This window comes from Hanamia caeni (assembly GCF_003721595.1).
Taxonomy (GTDB): domain Bacteria; phylum Bacteroidota; class Bacteroidia; order Chitinophagales; family Chitinophagaceae; genus Ginsengibacter; species Ginsengibacter caeni.
The window spans coordinates 21,667-47,862 of record NZ_RJJR01000001.1 but is presented as its reverse complement, the minus strand read 5'-3'; the positions used below and the strand labels follow the sequence as shown (position 1 = coordinate 47,862).

23 protein-coding genes are annotated in these 26,196 nt (G+C 37.6%); 14 read left to right on the top strand and 9 right to left on the bottom strand.

From position 1 onward, the window contains the following. Nucleotides 1-166: 166 nt before the first annotated feature. Nucleotides 167-2,179, top strand: coding sequence for a tetratricopeptide repeat-containing sensor histidine kinase (locus EFY79_RS00180; protein WP_123118652.1), 2,013 nt, complete (start codon nt 167-169; stop codon nt 2,177-2,179). Nucleotides 2,180-2,207: 28 nt separating this feature from the next. After that, nucleotides 2,208-2,834, top strand: a complete 627-nt coding sequence (locus EFY79_RS00175; RefSeq protein WP_123118651.1) for a response regulator — start codon at nt 2,208-2,210, stop codon at nt 2,832-2,834. A gap of 9 nt (nt 2,835-2,843) precedes the next feature. Here EFY79_RS00175 and EFY79_RS00170 read toward each other — a convergent pair whose 3' ends face one another. The 3 genes from EFY79_RS00170 to EFY79_RS00160 form a co-directional block, all read right to left on the bottom strand. After that, a complete protein-coding gene (locus EFY79_RS00170) occupies nt 2,844-3,326 on the bottom strand; it encodes a DoxX family protein (RefSeq protein WP_123118650.1) in 483 nt (160 codons plus the stop codon). Between the two features lie 192 nt (nt 3,327-3,518). Then, nucleotides 3,519-5,696: an nSTAND1 domain-containing NTPase gene (locus tag EFY79_RS00165; RefSeq protein WP_123118649.1), complete on the bottom strand. Its 2,178-nt coding sequence runs from the start codon at nt 5,694-5,696 to the stop codon at nt 3,519-3,521. 5 nt (nt 5,697-5,701) lie between these two features. Continuing rightward, nucleotides 5,702-7,108, bottom strand: coding sequence for a toll/interleukin-1 receptor domain-containing protein (locus EFY79_RS00160; RefSeq protein WP_123118648.1), 1,407 nt, complete (start codon nt 7,106-7,108; stop codon nt 5,702-5,704). 121 nt (nt 7,109-7,229) lie between these two features. Between EFY79_RS00160 and EFY79_RS00155 the strand changes: the two genes are divergently transcribed. Both EFY79_RS00155 and EFY79_RS00150 read left to right on the top strand, forming a co-directional pair. Then, on the top strand, nt 7,230-8,342 hold the full coding sequence (locus EFY79_RS00155) for a catalase family protein (protein ID WP_123118647.1): 1,113 nt from the start codon (nt 7,230-7,232) through the stop codon (nt 8,340-8,342). After that, a complete protein-coding gene (locus EFY79_RS00150) occupies nt 8,299-8,697 on the top strand; it encodes a nuclear transport factor 2 family protein (protein WP_123118646.1) in 399 nt (132 codons plus the stop codon). Before EFY79_RS00155 ends, EFY79_RS00150 begins: the two co-directional genes overlap by 44 nt. Before the next feature lie 17 nt (nt 8,698-8,714). Here the strand turns inward: EFY79_RS00150 and folK are convergent, their stop codons facing one another. The 3 genes from folK to parS are packed head-to-tail and all read right to left on the bottom strand — an operon-like array spanning nt 8,715 to nt 10,129. After that, on the bottom strand, nt 8,715-9,230 hold the full coding sequence (gene folK, locus EFY79_RS00145; protein WP_123118645.1) for a 2-amino-4-hydroxy-6-hydroxymethyldihydropteridine diphosphokinase: 516 nt from the start codon (nt 9,228-9,230) through the stop codon (nt 8,715-8,717). Between the two features lie 9 nt (nt 9,231-9,239). After that, on the bottom strand, nt 9,240-9,695 hold the full coding sequence (locus tag EFY79_RS00140) for an RES family NAD+ phosphorylase (RefSeq protein ID WP_123118644.1): 456 nt from the start codon (nt 9,693-9,695) through the stop codon (nt 9,240-9,242). Beyond that, a complete protein-coding gene (gene parS / locus EFY79_RS00135; protein WP_158605107.1) occupies nt 9,692-10,129 on the bottom strand; it encodes a type II RES/Xre toxin-antitoxin system antitoxin in 438 nt (145 codons plus the stop codon). The genes EFY79_RS00140 and parS overlap by 4 nt, the downstream gene beginning before the upstream one ends. Before the next feature lie 108 nt (nt 10,130-10,237). Here parS and EFY79_RS00130 point away from each other — a divergent pair, with 108 nt between their 5' ends. Further along, nucleotides 10,238-11,350 (top strand): ABC transporter permease, encoded by a 1,113-nt coding sequence (locus EFY79_RS00130; RefSeq protein WP_233577889.1) that lies wholly within the window; start codon nt 10,238-10,240, stop codon nt 11,348-11,350. A gap of 1 nt (nt 11,351) precedes the next feature. Continuing rightward, entirely contained in the window at nt 11,352-11,891 is a 540-nt protein-coding gene (locus EFY79_RS00125) for an SRPBCC family protein (protein ID WP_123118641.1), read from the top strand. Here the strand turns inward: EFY79_RS00125 and bioA are convergent. After that, a complete protein-coding gene (gene bioA, locus EFY79_RS00120) occupies nt 11,867-13,174 on the bottom strand; it encodes an adenosylmethionine--8-amino-7-oxononanoate transaminase (protein WP_123119202.1) in 1,308 nt (435 codons plus the stop codon). The two genes, EFY79_RS00125 and bioA, sit on opposite strands and share 25 nt — an antisense overlap. Before the next feature lie 194 nt (nt 13,175-13,368). On the opposite strand from bioA, the gene EFY79_RS00115 reads away from it, so the two are divergent. From EFY79_RS00115 to EFY79_RS00085, 7 genes are all read left to right on the top strand, one after another. Then, entirely contained in the window at nt 13,369-14,166 is a 798-nt protein-coding gene (locus EFY79_RS00115; protein WP_123118640.1) for a hypothetical protein, read from the top strand. A gap of 19 nt (nt 14,167-14,185) precedes the next feature. Continuing rightward, the gene (locus tag EFY79_RS00110) at nt 14,186-14,782 is read left to right on the top strand and encodes a hypothetical protein (RefSeq protein ID WP_123118639.1); all 597 of its coding nucleotides are present in this window, start codon (nt 14,186-14,188) and stop codon (nt 14,780-14,782) included. Nucleotides 14,783-14,912: 130 nt separating this feature from the next. Continuing rightward, on the top strand, nt 14,913-15,473 hold the full coding sequence (locus EFY79_RS00105; protein ID WP_123118638.1) for an RNA polymerase sigma factor: 561 nt from the start codon (nt 14,913-14,915) through the stop codon (nt 15,471-15,473). Further along, on the top strand, nt 15,460-16,848 hold the full coding sequence (locus EFY79_RS00100; RefSeq protein ID WP_123118637.1) for an outer membrane beta-barrel protein: 1,389 nt from the start codon (nt 15,460-15,462) through the stop codon (nt 16,846-16,848). The genes EFY79_RS00105 and EFY79_RS00100 overlap by 14 nt, the downstream gene beginning before the upstream one ends. Nucleotides 16,849-16,917: 69 nt before the next feature. Then, nucleotides 16,918-17,490 carry a hypothetical protein gene (locus EFY79_RS00095; RefSeq protein WP_123118636.1) on the top strand — a complete coding sequence of 191 codons (573 nt, stop codon included), beginning with the start codon at nt 16,918-16,920 and terminating at the stop codon, nt 17,488-17,490. A gap of 101 nt (nt 17,491-17,591) precedes the next feature. Next, the gene (locus tag EFY79_RS00090; protein WP_123118635.1) at nt 17,592-18,875 is read left to right on the top strand and encodes an LVIVD repeat-containing protein; all 1,284 of its coding nucleotides are present in this window, start codon (nt 17,592-17,594) and stop codon (nt 18,873-18,875) included. Further along, entirely contained in the window at nt 18,872-19,438 is a 567-nt protein-coding gene (locus tag EFY79_RS00085; protein WP_123118634.1) for a hypothetical protein, read from the top strand. The genes EFY79_RS00090 and EFY79_RS00085 overlap by 4 nt, the downstream gene beginning before the upstream one ends. Nucleotides 19,439-19,509: 71 nt before the next feature. On the opposite strand, the gene queG is transcribed toward EFY79_RS00085, so the two are convergent. Beyond that, nucleotides 19,510-20,439: a tRNA epoxyqueuosine(34) reductase QueG gene (gene queG, locus EFY79_RS00080; protein ID WP_123118633.1), complete on the bottom strand. Its 930-nt coding sequence runs from the start codon at nt 20,437-20,439 to the stop codon at nt 19,510-19,512. A 173-nt stretch (nt 20,440-20,612) separates the two neighbouring features. Between queG and clpB the strand changes: the two genes are divergently transcribed. Continuing rightward, nucleotides 20,613-23,234 (top strand): ATP-dependent chaperone ClpB, encoded by a 2,622-nt coding sequence (gene clpB / locus EFY79_RS00075; protein ID WP_123118632.1) that lies wholly within the window; start codon nt 20,613-20,615, stop codon nt 23,232-23,234. Nucleotides 23,235-23,475: 241 nt separating this feature from the next. On the opposite strand, the gene EFY79_RS00070 is transcribed toward clpB, so the two are convergent. Beyond that, nucleotides 23,476-26,169 (bottom strand): glycoside hydrolase family 3 N-terminal domain-containing protein, encoded by a 2,694-nt coding sequence (locus tag EFY79_RS00070; protein ID WP_123118631.1) that lies wholly within the window; start codon nt 26,167-26,169, stop codon nt 23,476-23,478. Nucleotides 26,170-26,196 lie beyond the last annotated feature (27 nt).

The following is a 26,196-nucleotide window of genomic DNA, read 5'->3' as shown; positions in this document are numbered from 1 at the left end:
TATAGCAAATGTCCGGCAGATAAGGCTTTGAGACAATCCCATAAAAGAAGGGATTTTAAAACTACCGGAAAAAGGGGATTTTTTTAAAATGGTTGGAGAGCTGATTTTTTTTAGAGAAATTCGTTTGCATTCCATTATTGCGTGAATAAAATCCTTTCAAAAAATAATGATCACAAAGGCTGAGAAATTTATCTTTTTATTGCTTCTTATAATTGCTGGGCAGTTGAAAGCGTTTCCAGATAGTAGCCCGCATGACAGTTTGATGAATGAATTAAGAAAAAAAAATTTACCGGATTCATTACGAATTGAAATATTGTTACAACTGGGCTGGGATTATTCCTTCTTTAATGCTGACTCGGCACGCATGTTTCTTGATAGGGCTGCGGTGAATGCCAGGAAAATAAAAGACATTAATAAAACAGGGCAAGCGTATAATTACATTGGCACAAACTTTTTACGCTCCAGTGATTATGACAGTGCCTCGCATTATTATTTAATAGCAGATTCACTTTACAAATTAGTCAACACAGAAGTTTCTAAAATAAATTTCAGCGTTAATAAAATGGCGATGGCAACTGTGATGAGTGAACAGGGCAACCAATTGCAGGCTATCAAATATTATCTTGACGGAATTGATGCGTTGGGAAAATACAATTTTCCTGACAAGTGGAATATCCTGGTGAGCGCTTATACCAACATCGGAAATGTGTACAATGAAATAGAGCAATTTGATAAAATGCTGGAATATGATTTAAAAGCGCTGGCAATTTGCAATTCGCAGAAAATAGCGGATTCAAAAACTGTCCAGGTTCAAATGCTGACCTCACTTGCTTACGTAAAGTTGAAAGATTACAACAACGCCAAAAAATTATTTCAAAAAATTGACCCGCTTTCCAAAAAAATAAATTCGCCATACATATTCAGTATTCAATATGGAATTATGGGCAAATATTATAAAGACCAAAATCTACAAGACAGCGCCGTTTATTATTATAAAAAATCACTTTCGTATTCACAGCAATCGAATAATAAATTCCAGGAAGCAAATATTTTACAGGAGCTGGGAATTATTTTTTCTCAAAATAAAAAATACAAGGAAAGTATTGATTATTTAGAACAGTCGCTGAATTTGAGCAAAAAGATAGGCGACAAAAAACGCGAGGTAAATTCTTTAAAATACCTCTCAGAGCTTTATTCATCAATGGACCAAAATGCAAAAGCGGTTCACACTTACCAGGCTTACATCCGGCTGAAGGATAGCCTGGATAAATCGGCCAACTTAAAAAAAATAAATGAGATTGAAAACCAGTACCAGGCTGCACGTAAACAGGCTATTATTCTTTCTTTAGAAAAAGATAACCTGATTCAGAAATCAACGCTGCAGCAGAGACGTACTTTGATTATCTCCTTAAGTGCAGGATGCATTTTATTATTATTTGTTGCTTTACTATTGTATAAAAATTATAAAAACAAAAATCATCTTCTTTTACAAACCAAAAGGATGCACGAGCAGCAGATGAGAGAAATGGAAAAAGAAAAAAAGCTTGAGGCCGCAGAGTTGGTAATGAAGGGGCAGGAAAACGAAAGAAGCAGGCTCGCCCGCGACCTTCATGATGGAGTTGGCGGTTTGTTATCAGGTGTAAAATTATCCATGTCAAATATGAAAGGAAATGTATGGCTATCAGAAGAAAACGCAATGTCATTCAATAATGTGATTGCACAATTAGATCAATCCATTGCAGAACTACGAAGAGTTTCGCACAATATGATGCCGGAAGCATTGATTAAGTTTGGATTAAAAGAAGCGCTTGAAAATTATTGCGAAAATCTGAATTTGTCAGGGAATATGCACGTAAATCTGCAAACACATGGCCTGGAAAAAAGAATGGAACAGAACAATGAAATTGTCATTTATCGTATTATCCAGGAATTGCTAAATAATGTAATAAGGCATGCAGAAGCCAGGAACGTTTTAATTCAATTGTTTCGTGAAGGCGACCGTTTTAACCTGACAGTAGAAGATGATGGAAAAGGATTTGACGCCAAGCCGGATGAAATACACTCCGGCGCAGGCCTTGCAAATATCAGGGCCAGAGCCGAATATTTAAACGGTACAGTAGATATTATTTCTGCTACGGGCGAAGGCACTTCGATAAATATCGAAGGAAGCTGCAGCTAATTAAAAATGGTGTATTTAAATTCAAAAAATGAGCACTAAAGTTTTTATTGTGGATGACCACCCGATGGTAGTAGCCGGCTTGCATTCGTTACTCACTCAGTTGGAAAATCTGGAAGTAGCGGGCTCGGTTTCCAATGCGTTTGAAGCAATTCCATTTTTAAAACAAAATAAAGTGGATGTGATTTTACTCGATATTAATCTACCTGATATCAGCGGCATTGACCTTTGCAAAAAAATCCACACCGAATTTCCCGGCATCAAAATAATTGGAATCAGCACTTTCAGCGACCGCAGCTACATTTCGCGCATGATAGGAAACGGAGCTTCAGGTTACTTAATTAAAAGCGCATCAAAGGAAGAAATAGCGGAGGCAATAGAAGCTGTGTTGAAAGAAAAAATGTATTTAGGCGTTTCCAGTGAACATATCGCAAGGCCTTTTTCAGCAAATTCAACCGGCAATCTTCCCGCGCTTACAAGAAGAGAAAAGGAAATCTTAAGTCTTATTTCCGAAGGACTAACCAACCACCAGATCGCAGACAAGTTGTTCATCAGTCCCTTAACTGTTGATTCGCACAGAAAAAATTTATTGACCAAATTAAATGCAAACAATACTGCCTCGCTGGTACGAGTGGCAATAGAAAACGGGTTAATTTAAAACGGGCATTTATAGTTTACTTGCCAATCTATCGGTATTTCCTGTTTCCGGACCAGCCTTGTGGTACGTTCTAAAAAATTCATCTGCAGATAGAATACCGCTGCCTTTGATAGCGAACAGGATCAATAATAGAAATACAACTATAGATAAGATAAATTCTGATGTGCTCTCTCCGATATTTTTACTGTTAACAAAAAAGACCGCAATAAAAAGAATCGGTATTTGCACAATAGATGCGGTTTTGGTAAACAGTCCGGTCAATATTAACAAGCCACACAGCAGGGTAAGATAAGCAATAATAAAAGTGAGGGCTTCAGCATTTTTTGAAAAGACACCTATTCCTGTGTTTGCAATTAAAGCTTGTAAGCTTTCAGTATCCCTGATGAAAACGATCCCTTTCCAAAAAAGAATAAGGCCCAATATAATTCTAACAACCGTAAGCCAAAGTGGCTGGCTTAAAGATGTCTTTTCTGTTACAGGCTTTTCAGTCATTGTTATAATTTTTAAGATGAAAAATAAAAGCCATACAAAGAGAATTCATGCACTTCAATATCAAATTACAATTATTTAATGATGTATCAAAACAAAATATCGTGCTTAAAATCAAATCCGTCTATTTCTTTGTCTACTGGTTATATTCTATGATTCGCCACTACTCGTATATATTTCAGGAGATGGAGAAATTTATCTTATTGGCGGAGAGGCATCAAAGTTGATGGTTACATTTCCATTGTTCGTTTTCCTATATTCCTGGTAACCTCCATAATAGGCACAAACTTTTAGAAAATATTTTCCAGGAGGAACATCATAAAATACATACAAGCCATTTACAAACTGTGCGGTTTTTTTGCCTTTGGCAGTCTCTATTTTAGGATCGCAACCAATTTCATACACCTTGGATCTTTTTATGAGCTTTTCATTTGCTTTTACTTCTGGCAAGAGGTAAATCAATAAATTTTTAGGCACTGGTTTGCCTGCCTCAAAACTTACTTTTAGTTTAAGGCTGTTTGTATCTTCCGGATGCGCTATCACCGGTTGTTTTGGCCTTATCAATTCAGGATGCTTTCTCCGGTAATCCTGAAATTCCAAACTTAATTTCGTGTATGCCTGTTGAAGGTCAAGCAGCTTAATGCTATCAAATGTTACGCGCCTTTGCAAAAACTCAATGGAACTTTTTGCCTGGTCATTTAAAAGCGCTGAGGCTTTTTTATTATCGAGCAATTCGGCTATCTGCGCATCCTGTAATGCAATTTCATTTTTTAATTGCGAGCGCTGATTATTTATTTCTGCAAATCTGTTCTGTAAAGAATCCGTTTTCAGGCTGTCAGCACCCGCAGCTTCCGGGTTATCCACCGAAGAATTTTGATTTCGGTTATTAGAAACATATCTCCCATTGTTTAAAGTTTTTCTCAGACTTCCTATTGAATCCTGCAGAGAATTCAGCGAGTCTGTACTGGCTTTAATCTGCTCATCAATCTGCGCTTTTTGTTTCACCGCTTCATCTTTGTCGTGCACAGCTTTTCCGGCAATGGCAAACCAGATAGCTATAGCGGCTAATACGGCGATTATTGCGATAACAAGAAAGCGTTTGTTCGCTCTTTTTTTTGCTTCTTTTTCTGCAAATAATTTTCTTCTTTCTTCCCGGTCGTCTTTAATAATCGGTGCTAATACATCATGAGTAAGCTCAATAGATTTTCCATCTTCCCTTACAAAATATTTACGCTTTAAAACCTCAATGCCGGGAAGCAACGTTCTGTCAATTTCGTTGATCGAATATTTAGTCCGGTATCCTTCATCAGTAATTAACTTATCTTCTAAAAAATCATTAACCGGCCTCAGGCTTTTTGATGGGCCTGGATTGGGGCCAAGCACTGCCTGGTTACTTTCATTTAAAACCTGGTTATAAATCGAATGAAGAATTTTTTCCTTTGGATATTGGGCAAGAAAACCGGAAGATATTTTATTTTGATTTTGGCTAACTCTTTCCTTGTCGATATACGTGCATACCTGGCTTAGCAACGAAGGCTCAATTGCCAGCATATCGTAGTTCTTATCCACATCTTCTTCATTTACAAGAAAGCTAACAATTTTATGCGCTTCGCTTTCATCTATTTTTGATTGCCATGTTTTCGTAATCACCGTATAGGCCTGGTTGCCGTTCATGGGCAGCAGCCGGAATCTCGAATATTTTATAGCGGGGATTTTTGTAGAAACACTTTCAAACTCAGGCAAATATTCTTCTCTGAATGCGAATATGATTTTTGCTTTTGGATCCTTGTAGCCGTATTTCACCTGTTGTTTTTCATTGAGAAATTCATCCTTTAATTTTCTGGGGATGGAATTTTCAATCACATCCGCCAACTCGTCCCAGAAGGTAGCAAGCTCGTTAGCGCCAAAGTGATTGGCTTTTTTTGCGAGTGTAAATATTTCTTCAAACTGGTCGAAAACCAAAATGGGCGTGATAGTTTTCCATAAAGGTTCAGAATGAAAATATTCCCACAATGTTGTTTTACTGTCCGGATAGGATGAGGCGTTGAAGCCATATTTATCAATCTGCGTTTTTAAGACATTCTTAATCTGATCCACCAGTTCAGGGCTGTCTTCTTTAAATTCCAGCCTAATCCTGAAGGGAAGAAAAAACTCTTTTCTCAAAATCGGAAAAATACCTGCATTAAGCAATGAAGTTTTGCCTGTGCCAGATTTACCAAAAACAATCGTAAGCGTATTTGTTTTAACCAGGCCCGTCAATTGGTCTGTTTCATCATCTCTTCCATAAAAGATATTGGATTGCGCTTCCGAATAGGATTCTAACCCAATAAATAATCCGCTGTCGGATGCTGTACCACTGTCATTAGATGGCATAAAATTTACGTTAGTTTTAAAGTCTCCCTTATTTGATCAATAAATTCTGGTGACGGGTTGCCTGAAACGACTTTCCCAATGCTTAATTCGGAAAAATATTTTGGTACATTTTCATTATAAGGATTGGTATTATCAATCACAACGGGTACGAGATACTTATCAGTTTTTCCATCCAGCTTTCTCCAGATGCTTACATTATTTGCGGTAAGCCACTCAATCTGAACATAGCCATCTTTATGCATCAAGCTGTTTTCAGAAATGAGCGGAATAAAAAGATCGGCCGCTCTTATGCTTTTGGCAATTTCAACTTCATATTTATCACCAGGCAAAATCTCGCGGTTATCATACCAGCATGTTACGTTAGAAATTCCTTCAATACCTTTTTTTAAATTTTCAACAGCTTCTTTATCAGCGATGGTATAGCTCAGGAAAACCATTTTTTTCGTATCCTGTGAAGGGTTTCTTTTGCTCCACTGGGCATACAATTCATCCACGAACTGCCCCGTATCTCCCGCATAGGTGGCAACCCTGTAATTTTTTAAAAAATCGAATTGGGTATCCCGAAGTGGCGAAGGATCATTTACAACAAGAATTTTACGAAGTGTCCTTCCCCATGAATGCATTGGCTGATTAGATAAAAGGCGCAAAATAAAGCGCACCATCCAGTTAGGAAAAGAGCACCCCAGGAATACGAGGTTTCTTGTTTGTAATGCATTCAAAAGATTGACAGCTTTTACATCGCTCATCTTTTCGTTAAACTGTGTGGTAAACTCGAGCATACTTTCCTCCGTAAGCGCAGGATCAATGGTATTCAGTAATGATCCGAAAACATTAAACATAAATGGCGACTGCAAACAATCCAGGTTTCCACAATCGAGGAAGGGCTCATTCAGCGAAAAATTTATAGCGGTAAGTGGCTCATTTCTTAGCTTCTGATAAATATTTGCAACAATATTATCATACACCACCGTGTTGATAAAATAGTTCAAATCCGTAATTCCCAATAGCCGGTTAAGCAAGGGAAATTCCAGGTTAACTCCTTTTACGATTTCTCTTAACCGGCTAATAACGTCTACCAGTTCCAGATCGGAATTGTTTTTTACAATAAAATCAATAGCATTCATCAGTGATAAATCCTGCTTATCTGTTACCTGGTATGCATTTAATAACTGGCCGGATAAGTACTGATCGATAGGGATAAGCGCGTCTCCCTGTTTGCATTTAAACATTTCCTGCCCCAGAACAACCGTTACTTTCTTTGCAGAAATAAAGCCGAGAAGCTCGTCCCAATCGCCTTGTTGTGAGAAGATTTTATTCATAATAATTACAGTAAAATATGAGTAGGTATGCGCAGCAGGATTTTCCTGGATTGGAAGGATAAAATTAAAGATAATGAAATTTGATAAATTCATTTAAATATTACAAACTCTAAGTAACTTCAGTTCTTTAAAAAAATCCCCTATCCTTATTGAAGCTTGTGCCTGCCGCTTAAACGCCACATTCTTATAATTCTTTAAACTCAAAAAAGAATAGATGAAAAGTAATAAGCCAAAAGAAAAACTTCTTATTGGGAAAGAATATCCCACGCCCGGTGAAGAAGAGATAGCGTTAAAGATTGTTGATTTACTGCAAATGCAAATGCTAAGGCTGGATAAAGGAAAAAAAATGAAAAGGCAAATTCATCCTAAAATGAATGGATGTGTAAAAGCTGAATTCATTATACACAAGGACCTGGCGGAGGATTTAAAAGTAGGAATTTTTAAAAATGAAACATCTTTTCCGGCCTGGATCAGATTTAGCAATGGCAATACCAAACCACTTCCTGACTATAAAAAAGATGTGCGTGGGTTCGCCATCAAAATTATGAATGTACCAGGCGAAAAAATTCCACTGGTAAATAGCCCTTCTATCAACCAGGATTTTATTCTGATGAATCCCAAATCATTCGTTGCAAAAAAGTTGGAAGATTTTTACCAGGTGCTGCAGGTAGTTACCATGTTGCCTTTTAAAGGGCCTGTATTAAAAAAGGTCCACTATTTTTTTAAAAATGCCTCCGTATTTAAAAATGGCTCCAATACAAAAGTGCTGTGCAACCATCCTTTTGAATTGGATTATTATAGCACCACGCCATACAGGTTTGGCGACGAAACACGCGCCGTCAAATACGCAGTTTTTCCATCAAAGGAAAATGATATTTCATGCGTGCAGAATAATACTGATCCCGATTTTTTACGGTTGAGAATGCAGGAAACTTTGCTAAAAAATGAAATTTATTTTGATTTCTGTGTGCAGTTTCAAACCGATGCAGAAAGAATGCCCGTAGAAGATCCAACAGTAGCATGGGCATCTCCTTTTCATAAATTGGCTACCATCAGAATTCCTATCCAAAATTTTGACACGCCCGAACAAAGAGAGTTTGGTGATAATCTTTCCTTTAATGTGTGGCATTCACTTCCCGAACACAGGCCAATCGGCAATTTCAACAGGGCCAGAAAAATTATCTATGAAAAGATGTACAACTTCCGTCATGAACAAAATAAAATTCCTATAACAGAGCCTACGGCGGATCATAATTTTTTTAACCAACTAAACCTTAAACAGGATGCCGAACAAAAATCAGCAAATCGTACAGCAAATGTATCATGACTTCGCAACAGGTAATATTCCCGCCGTTCTTTCAGCTTTTGATAAAAATGTGGTATGGAACCGGGCCGGTGCGCCATTTATTCCTTTTTCCGGCACCTTTACCGGTATTGATCAAGTGATGAAAATGTTTTCTATCCAGGATGAAAACCTTAAAATGAAATCTTTTGTTCCACAAACATTTTGTACGAACGAAGACACCGTTGCCGTGATAGGCCACGACGAGGCTGATGTAAAACCAACGTCAAAGAGTTACGCTGCAGATTGGGTACAGGTATTTACATTAAAAGATGAAAAAATAATCAGCGTACAAGTGTTCATGGACACAAAAAAAATCGCAGATGCATTTGAAAAATAACAAAATAAAAATTCGTTCTATTTGCTTGTTGACTGATCTGAAGTAGCTGCTGTTTGAACAGGAATCGCTTTCAATTTGTCTTTTGTTTCTGCAAGTAATTCCCGTATTGATTTATTTAAAACAGGATGAAGCTTCGTCGGATCCAATTCCAATAATGGCAACAACACAAATCTTCTGTTGGCTATTTCAGGATGAGGAATTATAAGATTCTGTTCGTTGATAATTTCATTATTAAAAAACAAGATATCGATATCTATAATACGGGCTGCATTTTTTATCGTTCTTTTTCTTCCCATTTCTTCTTCAATTTTTAGGATCAAATGAAGAACTTCACGCGCAGACAGCAGCGTATCTATTTCCAATACCTGGTTATAAAATGCAGGCTGGTTAGTAATTCCCCATGCTTCCGTTTCATACATTGCAGAAAGGCGTATAATTTTTCCAATTTGTTTCTGAATTAATGCAGCGGCGGTTTCCAAATTTTTTTTTCTATCACCTATGTTGCCACCTGTTATTAAAAATAATCTGTTCATTTTATTACTTTAATATTGACTTAACCTTTTATCAAGTTGCAATAATTCAGAGAAAACAATTCGTATCTTTTTGAACTTTGCATGAAGCGGATTTAGCAAAAAATTACTTTCCTGCCGAACAATTGCAGAAGGAACTTTTAAAACAAGGTTTTGCTTATTTTGTAAAAACTGATCACCCAACCACTGTGTATAATCAGGCTCCTGTTCCCAATTTTTTTTTATCTTTTTATAGGATATTTCTGCCACCTCATTCTCATCTGGTATTTCAATATGCAAAAGATATTGTGTCGGTGGAATTTCCCCTTTCTTCAAATGAACTAAAGATTCTAAAATACTTAAAGAAATAAATTGAGAAGTATATAATAATGGAAGCCCCCTGGAGTTCCACCTGGATCCATACAACGCTGCTCCATTGCCGGAAATATCATTTTTGTAGGTTTCATTAGTAATTCGGTAAACTATCATGCAAAAATTCCGTGTTCTATTCTTCCTAATTGTGTAAGTACGTTATTGATGCCTTCAATACTAGCGAGCGAATGTAAGGACAAACGGCCTTCCAGCATATAGGGATTATCGCGAAGCCACAGATTAAATTTTTGATAGCTTCCAAACACTTCTTTACCACGTTGAAAAACTTTATTTATCTGGTAAATTCTGTCGATGGTGCCTGAGCTAAAAGAGCCATCATTATGGGCATATCGTTGTAATGTTCTTTCTGAAATATGAAGAATATCTGCCCATTCTTTTTGCGTAAAATCTACCTTTGACGCCATTTTTTTAAAATCACTAAAGGAAATATCTCTCGAAATTTTGATTGGCTGCGATGGATAATAAGCAGCTTCAGGTTCTTCGGCCTTTACCGACTTAATAGCGGTATTTTTATATTTTTTACTTTTCATAGTCTCGTCATTTGTCCTCCAAATATACGACATTTGTCTTTTGTTTCAAGTTTTTTTAAATTTTTATTTTTTCACGGTTAGTTTTGCGCCATAAAATTTCTCATATTGATGAAACCATACAGTCAGATCAGGGCAATGCTTGCAATAACCAAAGCCAGCTTACACGCGCTTTTCAGAAGCCCTTCTTCGGTTGTTTTTGGTTTTGCATTTCCATTTGTTTTTATTCTTGTTTTTGGATTTATGGGCAATGGCGGAGCATTTACAAGCTATAAAATTGCGGTTGATAATTCTGCTGACACCGCCAATGAGCTGTACAAAGCCATTGAAAATTCAAACGGCGTTACCATAAAAAGATATCCGGATCATAAATCATTGGAAAAGGATTTAGACGGTGGCAAAATAGCAGGCGTCATTAATATTCAAAAGGATTCATCTAAAAATCCACCTTATATTTTTACTTTAAAAAGTACTACATCCAGTAATAATCAATGGCCACAGTTTAAAGCCCTTGTAGAAAGTATCATCAACAAACTGAGCAACGAAAAATATCCCAACCGGCCAACTATAGCAACTTTTGACTTTGATTTTCCGAGAGATATTGCTGTCATTAGAAAATACAAAACCATTGATTTCATTTTGCCGGGGCAATTGGGTTTTTCACTTTTGGCTTCCGGTGTTTTTGGCGTAGCATTTATGTTTTTTAACCTGCGGAATACACTCGTACTGAAACGATTTTTTGCTACGCCCATCAGCAGAACCTACATTATTTTGGGGGAAATGCTCAGCAGGGTTTTATTCCAGATGTTAACAGCAATAGTAATCATCCTTGCTGGCCGGTATTTGTTTGATTTTACTTTGGTAAGGGGATTTGAAACATTCGTTGAATTGCTCATTTTAAGTTTTATCGGCCTTGTGGTATTTATGGGAATGGGCTTTATCGTGAGTGGCCTCGCCAAAAACGACAGTACGATACCTCCATTTGCCAATATCATTACCCTTCCCCAGTTTTTAATTGGCGGCACATTTTTTCCTATAGATGTTTTTCCAAAATGGCTACGTGGAATAGCGCAGGCAATGCCGCTCACTCATTTGAACAATGCTTTACGAGACGTGGCTTTTGAGGGAAACAATTTGTGGGACGAAAGATGGGAAATAAGCATCCTACTTTTATGGGGAATTATTGTTTATATTATAGCTGTTAAAGTTTTTAAATGGGAATAAAATGGGATTCGCAAAATTTATTATTTTTTTACTGGCCGTTTTTATTATTATTTTATTGCTCGCATTTCTTTTGCCTTCCAGGGTTACTGTTGCCAAATCAGTAGAAATAAATGCCCCGCGGCAAAATATTATGAAGCAGATTGTAAATTTCGATGAGTGGAAAAACTGGTATCCCGCATTTAAAGATGAAAACATTTCTGTGGTAAAAAATAAGGCCTCCGCGGATTATATTTCTTCTGTCACTTTAAAAAACAAAAATGGGACAGCAATTGTATTAAATCTTATGGATACTTCGAATAATCAAATTGATATCCGGGTACAATCTTCCTCTTCTACAAAAGTTACTTATCAGTTCCTGCTGATTCCAAAATCAAATAATGAACATCAGCTTACCTGGAATATTAATATCGACATGGGCTGGTATCCATGGAAAAGAGTTCAGGGAATTTTATTTGATAAATTCTCAGGGGCTCAATATGAATCTGCGCTCGAAGACCTAAGAAAAGCGGCTGAAGGTCAAACTGCATTTTCCTTTAAATGATACTCAATAAAATCAACTACCACCGAATATATTTTTTTTAATTCCCGCGATGTGATGCAATAAGGTGGCATTATATAAATGGTGTTGCCCATTGCGCGCAGGTACACACCCTTTCGCAGGCAAAATGGTGAAAAACTTTGGCTCACCTTATTAAGGTAATCATCTTGATCAGCCGTGCAGATTTCAAAGGCGATAATGGTTCCAATCTGGCGCACATTTTTTATATATTTTTTCTTTTCCAGCTTGCGCAGTTTCGCCCCAAATTTTTCATGATGCGAAATAACATTTTCAACACCTTTTATAAATCCCTTTTTTTGAATCAATTCAAAACTGGCAATAGCCGCTACACAGGCAAGCGGGTTTGCCGTGAATGAGTGCCCGTGAAAGAGGGTTTTTGTTTTATCATCACTTACAAATTCATCATAAATTTGTTGTGTGCAGGCAGTAACGCCTAGCGCCATCGTGCCGCCGGTCAGCGCTTTGCTAAGACAAATAATATCCGCTTTTGTTTCCAGATAATCTCCTGCAAAAAATTTTCCTGTCCGGTAAAATCCGGTAAGCACTTCATCGGCGATACAAATGATCTTTTCGTTTTTCAAATACACCAGCAGGCTATTTAATCCATCTGCATTATACATTTTCATTCCTTCTGCGCCCTGCAGTAAAGGCTCGTATATAAAACAGGCGAATTCGTTTTTATATTTTTCAACCTCAGCTTTTAAAGATTCAACGTTTTCGCCATCAGGCGTATCAATGAAAATCACATCAAACAATTTATCCTGAAATGCGGCCGTATAAACTCCACGTTCGCTTACGCTCATCGCACCAAACGTGTCGCCATGATAGGAATTGTGAAATGCGAGCACTTTTTTTCTTTTATTATCTCCTACATTTTTCCAATATTGAAGCGAAAGCTTAATGGCCACTTCCGTAGCGGTAGAGCCGTCATCTGTATAAAAAATTTTTGAAAAATCTCCCGGCAAAACACTCAACAATTTTTCAGCAAGCTCCACAGCCGGCTCATGCGTGAATGCCGTGAAAATTACCTGTTCCAGTTTCTTTGCCTGTTCATATATTTTCCGTGCAATATATTTATTTCCATGCCCATGAATATTGACCCACCAACTGCTTATGCCATCAATATATTTATTGCCCTTTTCATCATATAAAATTGCCTTTTCGCCCTTCACGATAGGTATTGCCGCAGGTGTACTATTGATATGTGTATAAGGATGCCAGATAAATTGTTTATCTTTTTCGCTTAATCTGCCTATTTCAAACATTTCTTTTTTTGCGCAAAAGTAAAGGATATGTGGCGCGATAAAATTCAAAAAATATATCCACAAAAAGTCGAAGATTTATCCAATTTGGTTTTGGTTTGAAATAAATATTTGGTTAGTTTTATCTCTTGAATTTCCATCCTATCTAAAAACTGCCTTGTAGATTTTCCAAATTAATTTTTAAAAGTATTAAACCAATGAAAAGAATAATTTTTTTGCTGGCCGGTGGTTTCATTTTGGCTGTTCCTGCAACAAGCAACGGGCAGTTATTAAAAAAGCTAAAAGAAAAAGCGAATAGCGCCGTCAATAAAGCGATTGAAGGCAAAACAGGTAATGAAACACAGGAAAATCCGAATTCGGCATCCTCTTCGTCCGAAAGCGCCAGTCAATCGGGCAGCAACAAGCCTGTAAATAAAGGAGGAGCGGGATTAAAAAACACTGCACCGCCTGATGTGAATGCTGCGATAGATGATGCCAGTAAATCCTTTACAGCCAGTAGCTACAGCGATGCCAGGTATTCTGTTCAGCAGGCGCTTATGGGAATTGAAATCCAATTAGGTCACGAATTATTAAAAACCCTTCCTGATAATGTAGATGGCATGAATAAAGACACTACACAGGATAAAGTAGTGAGCACGCAATGGGGCTGGAACAATATGACGATTCAAAGAGTTTATTCTGACAAAAAAGATAAGCAATGCACTATCACAATTGGTAATAATATGTTGTATTCCGGTCTTGTGAATGCCTATTTTGGAAATGCCTATGCAGTAGAATCCAATGGGAAAGACCAAAATGTGAAACAGGTAAAAGTGCAGGGCAACAAAGCCATTATCAGTTACGACGAAAGTAAAGGTTATACGCTGATTGTACCCGTTGGCCAAAGTTCCATGGTGGTGTGGGAATGTATCAATTTTGCAAATGAAGATGAAGTTATGAATACGGCAAACGCATTTAGCATAGAAAACATAAAGAAAACATTGGGAGAAAAATAATCACTTTAAAATAATTGTTATGAAAAAATATTCAATTTTAATATTAATACTTTCTTTTACTGTATCGGTGAATGCGCAGGATTTTGCTAAAGACATTGCTGATGCGAAAAGCTCCTATTCTGCGGGTAAATTAGCTGATGCCCACTTTTCACTAGAACAGGCGATCCAGGAAATTGATATGATTGTCGGCAAAGAAGTTTTAAAATTATTACCTGCTAAAATGAATGACCAGGCATCAGTAGAAAAAGACGACCAGGTTACCGCAAATGTAGGTTTTGTAGGAGCCACCGTTCACCGTTCTTACGGCGATACTACAGGCAGCCAGGTGGAAATTATCAGCAATTCACCGCTTATTGCCAGCCTCAATAGCTTTTTGAACATGCCGCTGGTTGGGGGAATGATGAGAAATTCAACTACCAAAGTTGTAAAAATCCAGGGGTACAAGTCACGTCTTGAAAAACAGGGAGACAATGCTAACGGCAAACCGAATTACCAATTACAAATTCCATTTAAGAGCGCGTTAATTACTATCACTGTAAATGGAATGGATGAAAATGCCGTTATGTCTTTTGCAAATTCGATACCCCTTGATAAAATTGCAGCTTTGATTCAATAATATTTTCTTCACACTTATTTTAAAAATGCGATAGGACATCGCATTTTTTTTTGCCCGTAAAAGAACTCAAAAAGAAAAAAGTTTGCCGATATGCAACGAAAACGGGAAAACAGTTGTCAAGGTGAGACAAATGGATTTGGACACCTTACTTAAAGAATGCCTGAAACGAAAGCCTGAAGCACAAAAAACGCTGTATGGCCATTTTGCGCCTTTGATGCTCGCCGTATGTTTCAGATATACCAAGAGTTTGAGCGATGCCGAAGAGGTTTTGCAGGAGGGGTTTATAAAAGTTTTTTCAAGATTACATCAATTCAAAGGAGAAGGAGAATTAGGCGGATGGATCAGGAAAATAATGATTACTACAGCGCTGAATTTCTTAAAAACCAATCAAAAATATCGTTATGATCTTTCTTTTGATGAAATGCCTTTGCATTTAGTTTCTACCGAAAATCCTGAAGTAAATCTTCATGCAAAGGAGCTGGCAGAACTAATAAGGCAATTGCCAACAGGCTTTCAAACCATTTTCAATTTACATGCTGTGGAAGGTTATAAACATGCTGAAATAGCGTCGATGCTCGGTATCAGCGAAGGAACATCCAGGTCGCAATATGCAAGAGCAAGAATTATATTGACCGAATGGATTGAAAAATTTTCTTTAAAAAAACAAAGCGGCCATTATGGAACAAAATAATTTTGAAAAAAATGTGCAGCACAAACTGGACGAATTAAAAATTCCTCCATCAGATTCTGTATGGGCAAATGTTGAAAAACAGATTCGGAAAAAAGAAAAAGACAAAAAATTTATTTTACTGTTTCTTTTGTCAATCATCTTTCTTTTGTCAGCGAGCTATTGGTTAATGAATTCATCAAAAAATAATGTACAAAATCACAAGATGAGTCAATTTAAAAAAGATAGTAAAGCAATAAATAACCAGGATTCTTCTTTTGCAAAACCTGAAATAGCATCAGGTAATCTTGCAAATATTGATTCAACAAGTGTTTCAAGCGGAAAAACAAAAAATTTTAAACCCAATTCGCAAAATAAAATTGTAGAAAAGCGTAAAATAAATCCAGGAATGAGTGATGATCTCACCTCAAAACCTAATCAGGATTTCAGTAAACAAAGAAATAATCAACATTTTCCAATTGCATTGAGTAAATTGATTAGAAAGACAACAAATGCTGAAATAGAAAACAAAAATGAAAGTGAAAACATAGCAAATAATTTTCAAAATCACATCAACACTGATAGTTTTTTAATTAATTTAAAATCAGGAAAAACAATACAAAAATTAATTACAAAAAATAATACTTCTCCAAAAAAAGATTCTGCCAAAAAACCCGGTAAACGCTGGGACTTTGGTGTTACTATTTCAGCAGGAACTTCATTGCTGGGGAGCAATATTTTAGAAAGAAGTTATCCGGCTATGGATTTGAACGCGGGTTTGCCTTCCGGCGGAATTTCAAACGGGGGCGGCTCTTCGTATTATTATAACCCCTCACCCATAAAAAATTCAACCGCATTTATGGCCGGAGTATTAACCAGGAAAGATATTTCTGCAAAAACTAAAATTTCTGTAGGGATTTCTTATAAATATTATTCATTTACCAATAAAGTGGGGAAAAAGATTGACTCAATACTTATGCCTTCCCAATATTATTCCGCAAATAATTTTAATAATGCCGCTAACCGCTCAAACACTTACAGAAATAATTTTCACTACCTGGAAATTCCGGTTTCTGTAAACATACAAATCAATAAAAATCAGAAGTTGCCTGTATTCTGGAATGCAGGAATAGATTTTTCCGAATTACTAAGCAGCAATGCCCTGCAATTCAAATCAAATCCGGGAGTATATTACAGCGATAATTCAATATTTAATAAAACACAGATCGGATTGCATACGGGATTATCTTTCACACTTTTTTGGCAGCAAAAAATGCCAGTTGCATTCGGCCCTTATATTTATTATAGTGCCACAAGCATTTCTGACAAAGGATTGTATGGCGCAAAGCATTTTAGTTTTATAGGAATACAAACAGAAATCCTGTTCCGGAAAAAATAATTTTTTTTCTATGCAACGCTTTTGCCATTGCAATGGTCAATGAGAAAATCAATTTTAAAAAAAAATTAGATGGAACGAAGTATCCCGTTAATCGCACTGCTAACACTGTTTTTATCTTGCTCAAAAGTTGATCTGAAAAAAATACAGGAAAGCCAAACAGAGAATAAAGTGTTGATGCTGAAAGTTGATTACACTACCAATAAGTTTGAAGGTGGTAAGGAATTTACTTTTAAAAATTCCTCACAATCATTTACAATAGATACTGAATACCGCGCCCCCGGCGATTTTGGAAGTATCAAACTGGTTTACCGGGAACTGGACGAGCCCTTATTTGACGGAAGCATTATCTGGATGGGTTTAGGCAAGATGACTTTTCCGTCAGATTTGAAACCCGCGTCTGCATTTAATTCTGTGTTAACCGCAGATGTGATATATCCGGCAAATGGATTTGAAAATGTATTTAATCTCCACAATGAAACTTACGATTACAGCATAGTTTGGATGCCGATACAACATTTGGTGAAAGTGAGGGAGTATTTAAAATCAAATCCAAATCAAAAAGTGAAAATATTTTTATACACGCCCAGCGTGGGCGTTGGCAATCCTGCAGATTGGGATTGGATTATTTATATGAAAAATTAAAATCGTTTCACAATAGGAGCCCAATAATCTCTTCAGAAAAAAATATTTTTTCCATGCAACGCTTTTCAACTTTCAGTGGTCAAGCGTAAAAATGATTTGTTATGAAAAAATTTATCAACAATTTTATTGCCATCATCAGCTTTTCGGCTTTTGCTTTTATCATAAACGGTTGTGTAAAAGATAACATCACACGCACCTATACTTATTCCTATTATTTACCGGTTTATAAAACTACGGCAGAAGTAAGAGCTAATATCAGAAGCAATTCGCCACAGCAAGTGGTAAATCCGGGCAAAATAGTGCTGCTTGGAAATTATATTTTTCTTAATGAAGTTGACAAGGGGATTCATGTGATAGATAACAGTAATCCTGCTTCGCCGCGTAATTTAGCGTTTATCGACATCCCCGGAAATCTCGATCTGGCGCTGAAAGGAAATACTTTGTACGCCGATTTATATACCGATTTGGTAACGCTTGACATCAGCAATCCACTCAATATAGCTGTAAAAAAATACAATGAAGGCGTATTTCCGTTTAGATCTTACGGAAACGGGTTTTATAATGATTCTACTAAAATAATTACAGATTGGGTTAAGAGAGATACCACCATAACTGAGAATTTGAATGATGATCCACAATTGGTTGTTCCGCAAACAGCTTATATGGATGTGTCCATTAATTATTCATCATCTGGCAGCAAGAATTCCGGTTCGCCCGTTGGCAAAGGCGGATCCATGGCGCGTTTCACTATCGTTGATAAAAGATTGTACACCGTTTCCAATTCCGATTTGAATGTATTCAACATCAGCATCCCCAACGATCCGGTTTACAGCAAAAAAGTAAACTTAGGAAGCTGGAATATAGAAACGATTTTCCCGTTTAAGGATAAATTATTTATAGGCTCGCAAAATGGAATGTTCGTTTACAATATCAGCAATGCAGATAATCCTTCTCTTGTTGGCCAGTTTTCTCATGTGCAAAGTTGTGACCCTGTAATCGCTGATGATGATTATGCTTATGTAACGCTTCGTACAGGTTCTGCCTGTTTTGGAAATACGAATCAACTTGATGTATTACAATTAAACAGCTTTACCAATCCTACACTTGTAAAAACCTATCCGTTTACCAATCCACATGGCTTATCAAAAGACGGGGATCTTTTATTCATCTGCGATGGAAGCGATGGATTAAAAATTTATAATGCAGCTCATGTTTCAGATTTGCAGCTAATAAAACAATTTTCGAACATCGAAACGTATGATGTAATTGCTTATAATCATATTGCTTTGGTGGTTGCAAAAGATGGATTGTATCAATACGATTATTCTGATGCAAATAGTATTCATTTGATTAGTAAAATCGGAATTTCAAGGAGTAAATCATGAGAAAAAAATTGAGCTTCCTTATAATAATTTCTTTGGTGATGGTTTCTTCTTTATCAGCCCAAAATAAAAAGGCTCGCTTCCAGTCTGTTAACCAGTTTGCAATAGTTGGAGGTGAAAACCACGTGAATACAGCTTTTCAGACCATCAATGGAATTAAATTTTCAAACTGGTTTTCAGGAATAGGAGTTGGGATAGATAATTATCGCTACAAAACACTTCCATTATTTGCAGACGCCAGGTGGCATTTTGGAGAAGATAAAAAAGCTTTTTTTTACGGAGATCTTGGGTATAATTTTCCGATGAAAAATAAGCCGGGGAAAGAAGTTTATTATTATAATACTTATGATTTCAGCGGAGATATTTACACCGACCTTGGAATAGGTTTTCAGCTTTCTTTAAATAAATATTCTTCTTTGATATTTAGTTTGGGTCATAGTTATAAAAAATTGCAAAATAAAATAGGTATCAAAACACCATGCCCCGTTGGTACGTGCCCCGTTGATTACAGCCGATATGATTATAAATTTGGGAGAATGATTTTGAAAGCCGGATTGGTTTTCTGATAACGGTCATGCATACACGCATATCTTATTAACCAGCAAATAAAGAAATATCCCTGATTTTATTTTGCTTTTTAAGAATCCAGGAACTTCAAATTTCTTTTTATGCCTTCAAACTTTGAGCGTTTTAGCGGTGACTTTCTGAAGATAATTTTGAAAGATTCTTCCGTCAATTCTTCCCAGTCATTTTTGGAAAAATTGAGCACTTCATTCAGTGGGGTAAATTCAGCCTCCCTGGTAGGCTTTGAAAAACGGTTCCACGGGCACACATCCTGGCAAATATCACAACCAAACATATTGTTTTCAAATTTGCCTTTGACATCCGTGGGAATGAGCATATCTTTTAGCTCTATGGTAAAATAAGAAATGCACTTGCTGCCATCAATTACTTTGTTTGGAAGAATCGCCTCTGTGGGGCAGCTATCAATGCATTTGGTACATGTGCCGCAATAATCTTTCGCAAACGGGTCATCCGGTTCCAGTTCGAGATCAGTAATTAACGTGGCAATAAAGAAAAAAGAGCCCTGGTTTTTGGTAATTAAATTTCCATTTCTCCCGACCCAGCCCAGACCGCTTTTTACTGCCCAGCTTCTTTCTAATACGGGTGCGCTGTCGGTAAATCCACGTCCATTAATTTCCCCAATATTTTGTTGCACGGTTGTAAGAAAATTTTTGAGCTTTTCTTTTATCACTTCATGGTAATCTTTGCCATACGCATATTTCGAAACTCGCGGAGCTTCGGTTTTTTGCTGTTCGGCCGGAAAATAATTTAGCAATAAAGTAATAACAGATTTTGCGCCCGGAACTAATCTTGTCGGGTCAACCCGTAAATCAAAATAATTATTCATGTATGACATACTGCCATTAAAACCCTTATTAAGCCACGATTCCAAACGCCTGGCCTCGTCGTTAAGTTTTTCCGCTTTTGCTATTCCGCAATAATCAAATCCCAGCCGCGCCGCAGTTTGTTTTACAAAATATTTATATGCTGATTTGGGTATCATACAGTTTACAAAAATACCTTATGGCTTTTAAAATAATGAAACTGAAAAAATTACATACATAACTTATTCAGCCTGCATTTGCGTCAGTTTGTGTTCAAAATTCACGACATAATATCCACTATTCAGGTTGGATTAAAATTTGCGCGATAAAAGAAAATTGTAAAATATAAATTATGAATCCAGGAAACTTAACTATAAAATCTCAGGAGATATTTCAAAAAGCACAGCAGCTTGCTTTCAATGAGAGAAATCCGAACATTGAAACTGAGCATTTATTAAAAGCCTTGCTTTCTGATGAAGATAGTCCTGTAGATTTTTTATTGAAAAAAAATAATGTGAATGTCAATTTTGTAGAAAGCAAAATTGATGAAAGTATTAAAAAACTACCCAAAACGCAAAGCGGCGAGCCTGCCCAGGTGATTAGCCGCGACTTGAATAATGTGATGTTAAGGGCGGCTGCTTCGCTCAAAACATTTAGTGATGAATTTGTAAGTGTTGAGCACTTATTGTTGGCCATTTTGCAGGGAAATGATAACGCGGCCAAAATTTTAAAAGACGCAGGCCTTACCGAAAAAGATCTAATTGCCGCGATCAAAGATTTGAAAAAGGGATCTACAGTATCCTCTCAAACTTCCGAAACACAATTCAATGCACTCAATAAATATGCAAAAAATTTAAACGAATTAGCAAGGAGTAATAAGCTGGATCCTGTTATCGGGCGTGATGAAGAGATCAGAAGGACACTTCATATTTTATCAAGAAGAACGAAAAACAACCCGATTCTTGTAGGTGAGCCCGGCGTAGGTAAAACTGCTATCGTGGAAGGTTTGGCCATCAGAATCATTAGCGGCGATGTACCTGAAAATCTTAAATCCAAAATTATTTATGCATTGGATATGGGTTTGTTGATTGCGGGCGCAAAATATAAAGGAGAGTTTGAAGAAAGACTCAAAGCCGTAATTAAAGAAGTGGCTGAAAGCAATGGCGAAATTGTTTTATTCATCGATGAAATTCATACGCTTGTTGGCGCAGGCGGCGGCGAAGGTGCGATGGATGCGGCAAATATTTTGAAACCTGCGCTGGCGCGTGGTGAGCTAAGGGCCATTGGCGCAACTACCCTGAACGAATATCAAAAATTCTTTGAAAAAGATAAAGCACTTGAAAGAAGATTTCAAAAGGTAATGGTAGATGAGCCTAGCGTGGAGGATGCTATTTCAATTTTGAGAGGCATTAAAGATCGTTATGAGACCCACCATCATGTTCGTATAAAAGATGAAGCGATTATAGCGGCTGTTGAATTATCCAACCGGTACATCACTGATCGCTTTTTGCCAGACAAAGCGATTGACCTTATAGATGAAAGCGCCGCCAAACTGAGGCTGGAGATGAATTCCATGCCGGAGGGCCTTGACAATCTTGAGCGGCAAATACGGCAGTTGGAGATAGAAAGAGAAGCTATCAAAAGAGAAAAAGATGAAGCCAAACTGAAAGAATTAAATACAGAGATTGCTAATCTTTCCGTAGAACGAGACACTTTTAAAGCCAAATGGCAACAGGAAAAGGAATTGGTAGAAAAAGTACAGAATGCCAAAGCCGAAATGGAAAATTTAAAAATGGCCGCTGAAAAAGCCGAGCGCGAAGGCGATTATGGAAAAGTAGCTGAAATACGCTACGGCAAGCTACAAAGCCAGGAAAAATTAATCGCTGAATACACTGTTCAGTTGGAAGAAATAAGTGAAAAGCGTTTATTAAAAGAGGAAGTGGATGCAGAAGATATTGCAGAAAGCGTGGCAAAGGCAACGGGCATACCTGTAAATAAAATGCTGCAAAGTGAAAAAGATAAATTGTTGAACCTGGAAGATGAGCTGCATAAAAGAGTGGTAGGGCAAGATGAGGCAATTGAAGCAGTTGCTGATGCCGTACGCAGAAGCAGCGCAGGTTTGCACGACCCAAGGAAGCCAATTGGTTCATTTATTTTTCTCGGTACGACGGGTGTAGGTAAAACCGAGCTGGCGAAAGCCTTAGCTCAATATTTATTTGACGATGATAGCATGATGACGCGGATAGATATGAGTGAGTACCAGGAAAAACATTCAGTGAGCAGGCTTGTAGGCGCCCCTCCGGGATATGTGGGATATGAAGAAGGCGGGCAGCTAACGGAGGCGGTTAGACGAAAACCTTATAGCGTGATTCTTTTAGACGAAATTGAAAAAGCGCATCCGGATGTATTCAATATTTTATTGCAGGTTTTAGATGACGGGCGGCTTACCGATAACAAAGGCCGCGTGGTAAATTTTAAAAACACCATCATCATTATGACCAGCAATATGGGCAGCCAGTTAATCCAGGCAGCTTTTGAAAATGTAACGCCAGCTAATAAAGAAGAAGTGGTTGAAAATACAAAAGTGCAGGTTTTGGATCTGTTACGGCAAACTATCAGGCCTGAATTCCTGAACCGGATTGATGAAGTAATCATGTTCCAGCCATTGATGATAAATGATATAAGAGAAATTATCAGGATTCAATTAAATGATTTGAAAGAACAGTTGGCAAAAAACGGAGTCATTCTTCAATTTACCGATTATGCTCTTGAATTTCTTGCAGAAAACGGATTTGACCCACAGTTTGGAGCAAGACCTTTAAAAAGACTGATACAAAAGCGAATCGTAAATGAATTGAGTAAGAAATTATTGAGCGGAAGTATTGATAAATCAAAACCGGTGCTGGTGGATGTATTTGACGGCACTGTTGTATTCAGAAATGAGGCAATTCCAAAAGATACGGTGACTGTTTAATTGATTATAATGAAGAAAAAGCGGTGGCAATTCAGATAACGGCCGCCGCTTTTTTTATGATTTAAAATATTTGGAATATCTGATTAGAAAATATTTTCTATTTACAGTAAAGCAACTTTTATGATAGATTTTTATTCTGCTGTTCAACCAAATGGAAATACAGATGAAATTTTTACCAGAACTGATGTAGCAGATAAGTGCAAATAAAAAATGCTGTTTATTATTCATTTACTGAGGCCCTTTATGGCTGAACAGTCAAAGTGCCCTTCAAACGAATATCTCTTGAGGAAGCACCAATCATGATTCTGAAATCGCCCGGCTCAACTACCCGATTCAAATCTTTATTCAGCATACTTAGCATCGTTGGTGTAATGGTAAATATTATTTCCCTGCTTTGGCCCGGCGACAAATGAATGCGCTGAAAACCTTTCAATTCCATTACAGGCCGTACCACCGACGAAAGCAAATCGCGGATATACAACTGCACCACTTCATCACCCGCCACACTGCCCGTATTTGTCAAAGTGAAACGAACTACGGTGGAATCATTCTTCCCGATATGATTTGTATCAAACCGGAGATTGCTGTAACCGAAATTGGTATAGCTCAAACCAAAACCAAAGGGAAACAAGGGTAACCCGGACAAATCATTATAATCATCGCCCCTGCCGGTTGGCTCATGGTTGTATACCAGAGGCAACTGACCTTCAGATATCGGATAAGTAATCGGCAACCTTCCGGCAGGATTGGCATCACCAAATAATATTTCAGCAACCGCATTTCCACCTTCCTCTCCGGGATACCAAACATTTACCACTCCATCCACTTTAGAAAGCCACGAACTCATGGTAATGGCGCTGCCACCGGTTAAAAGTACGACCACCGGTGTTCCTGTTGCGGCTACGGCCTTGATAAGTTCTTCCTGATGACCGGGCAAAGAAAGAATGGCCCTGTCCTGAAATTCGCCTTCCTTTATACCGGTAACAATCACTGCTACCGATACTTTTGAAGCTGCGCTAAGGGCCTTCTCAATTTTTTGTTGCCAGTCATCTTTCACATTTTCATTCCAAATTAATTTGATATGCGCATTACCGACAGGCTCAAAAAATTCCACTTTTATTTTATACGATTGACTTTTATTAAATGTATAATTAGCCATCAACGTGCTATAGGTTTGCTTTTTCCAATTATTAATTATTAAGCTATCATTTATATAAAGGCGAAAACCATCATTTCCATCAAGGCCGATTTTGAAATTTCCTGAAAGAGGTGATGTAAGAAAGCCGGTCCATCTTACTGAATAGAAATCGAGGTTTATTGCCGGATCAGGCGGAAATAAAGTCCAGCCAAAATCAATCTTATTATCAATCCTGGAAATAACCGGCTTTCCTTCCAGAGAAATGTTATTAAAATATCCGGCTTTTAGTCCGGGCTCGGTTTTGCCGTTTACTTCATGACTCAGAAACTCCGGAGTAATCACCCGCCATTCTTTGGATTCTCTTCCGCAGCCTGGTTCATAAATAACTTTCACTCCTTTCCCGGCACGTTTTTTAATGCCATCTAAAATATTCACTTTGCCATTGCCGGGTCCGCTATACCCGCCCAGCCTGGCTTCTATCGCATCCGGGCCTATTACCACGATAGATTTAATATTTTCAGATAAAGGAAGAATATTATTTTTCCAACCAGCAGGGCGTTTGTTTTTTAATAAAACGATTGATTCAACTGCTGCTTTCTTTGCCAAACTTTTATAGTAAGCAGTGCTCAATTCATTCTCTATATCCTGCTGCGAAACATATGGATTTTCAAAAAGACCCAATTCAAATTTCGCGCGCAGTATCCTTTTTACTGCCTCATTAATTTTATTGCTATCGATACTTCCATCGAGAAATGGAGGAATAAATAGTTTGTAATGGTCATAGGCAGTTTGAAAAATTACATCGAGGCCTCCTTCAATTGCCTGTCTGCCCGCATCGGGATAATCTTTTGCTGTATAATGCAAAACATTTGCGCCACCCACAGCCGCCGCATCAGATATTACAAATCCGTTAAACCCCCACTCTTCTTTAAGTTTTTTGTTCAAAAGCCAATCGTTTGAAGTACACGGTACACCGTTTAAGGAATTGTAGGCTGTCATTACAGATCTGGCTCCGGCACGTTCAATAACTGCTTCGAAAGGAGGAAAAAAAAATTCATCCAGATACCTTTCGCTGTAATGGATGGGATAACTATCCCGGCCACCATCACCTACATTTGCAATAAAATGCTTGGGGGTGGCTATGATATTTTTTCTTTCAAATGCGCCCACAAAAGCCACTCCCATTTCAGATGTTAAAAAGGGATCTTCGCCATACGTTTCTTCCGTACGGCCCCAACGAACATCAGATGCAATATTGATAACCGGGGAAAGTATCTGGCGAATACCACGCGCCTTTGTTTGGGTAGCAATCGCGTTTGCCACTTCACCCATCAGCGTTGTGTCCCACGTTGCAGCAAGAGCTATCGCTTGAGGAAAAGCCGTTGCACCTCCTCTTACCAAGCCATGCAATGCTTCATCAAATGCAATAATGGGAATACCCAACCTTGAGCTGTCAACAAAATATTTCTGAATCGAATTAATTTTCTTTGCCAATACCGCTGCACTTTCACGGGTATTGTAATGAAGCATCTGTTGTGCCTTATTAACATCAGAAGATGCTGCGCTTACCTGGAAACCAAAAATCCCATGGCTGTATTGCTCTGGTTTTGCATCATCGAGGTCGCCGGGAATCATGAACATTTGCCAGAATTTTTCTTCGGGCGTCATGCGCTGAAGCAGGTCATTTACACGTTGTTCTATACTAAGTTTTGGGTTTTTATATGGTAAAAGTTTTTGTGCAAAAAGAGGATGAATGCTATAAAGGTTGACAAGTAAAAGAATAATATATTTTTTCATCAGTAAACGGGCTTTTATGGCTAAAAA

Coding starts and splice junctions, on each gene's coding strand:
- clpB (WP_123118632.1), top strand. CDS start 20,613: ATGAATCCAGGAAACTTAACTATAAAATCTCAGGAGATATTTCAAAAA.
- EFY79_RS00095 (WP_123118636.1), top strand. CDS start 16,918: ATGGAACGAAGTATCCCGTTAATCGCACTGCTAACACTGTTTTTATCT.
- EFY79_RS00110 (WP_123118639.1), top strand. CDS start 14,186: ATGAAAAAATATTCAATTTTAATATTAATACTTTCTTTTACTGTATCG.
- folK (WP_123118645.1), bottom strand. CDS start 9,230: ATGAACAGATTATTTTTAATAACAGGTGGCAACATAGGTGATAGAAAA.
- EFY79_RS00115 (WP_123118640.1), top strand. CDS start 13,369: ATGAAAAGAATAATTTTTTTGCTGGCCGGTGGTTTCATTTTGGCTGTT.
- queG (WP_123118633.1), bottom strand. CDS start 20,439: ATGATACCCAAATCAGCATATAAATATTTTGTAAAACAAACTGCGGCG.
- bioA (WP_123119202.1), bottom strand. CDS start 13,174: ATGTTTGAAATAGGCAGATTAAGCGAAAAAGATAAACAATTTATCTGG.
- parS (WP_158605107.1), bottom strand. CDS start 10,129: ATGAAAAGTAAAAAATATAAAAATACCGCTATTAAGTCGGTAAAGGCC.
- EFY79_RS00105 (WP_123118638.1), top strand. CDS start 14,913: ATGGATTTGGACACCTTACTTAAAGAATGCCTGAAACGAAAGCCTGAA.
- EFY79_RS00125 (WP_123118641.1), top strand. CDS start 11,352: ATGGGATTCGCAAAATTTATTATTTTTTTACTGGCCGTTTTTATTATT.
- EFY79_RS00100 (WP_123118637.1), top strand. CDS start 15,460: ATGGAACAAAATAATTTTGAAAAAAATGTGCAGCACAAACTGGACGAA.
- EFY79_RS00130 (WP_233577889.1), top strand. CDS start 10,238: ATGAAACCATACAGTCAGATCAGGGCAATGCTTGCAATAACCAAAGCC.
- EFY79_RS00180 (WP_123118652.1), top strand. CDS start 167: ATGATCACAAAGGCTGAGAAATTTATCTTTTTATTGCTTCTTATAATT.
- EFY79_RS00090 (WP_123118635.1), top strand. CDS start 17,592: ATGAAAAAATTTATCAACAATTTTATTGCCATCATCAGCTTTTCGGCT.
- EFY79_RS00155 (WP_123118647.1), top strand. CDS start 7,230: ATGAAAAGTAATAAGCCAAAAGAAAAACTTCTTATTGGGAAAGAATAT.
- EFY79_RS00160 (WP_123118648.1), bottom strand. CDS start 7,108: ATGAATTTATCAAATTTCATTATCTTTAATTTTATCCTTCCAATCCAG.
- EFY79_RS00150 (WP_123118646.1), top strand. CDS start 8,299: ATGCCGAACAAAAATCAGCAAATCGTACAGCAAATGTATCATGACTTC.
- EFY79_RS00085 (WP_123118634.1), top strand. CDS start 18,872: ATGAGAAAAAAATTGAGCTTCCTTATAATAATTTCTTTGGTGATGGTT.
- EFY79_RS00175 (WP_123118651.1), top strand. CDS start 2,208: ATGAGCACTAAAGTTTTTATTGTGGATGACCACCCGATGGTAGTAGCC.
- EFY79_RS00140 (WP_123118644.1), bottom strand. CDS start 9,695: ATGATAGTTTACCGAATTACTAATGAAACCTACAAAAATGATATTTCC.
- EFY79_RS00165 (WP_123118649.1), bottom strand. CDS start 5,696: ATGCCATCTAATGACAGTGGTACAGCATCCGACAGCGGATTATTTATT.
- EFY79_RS00070 (WP_123118631.1), bottom strand. CDS start 26,169: ATGAAAAAATATATTATTCTTTTACTTGTCAACCTTTATAGCATTCAT.
- EFY79_RS00170 (WP_123118650.1), bottom strand. CDS start 3,326: ATGACTGAAAAGCCTGTAACAGAAAAGACATCTTTAAGCCAGCCACTT.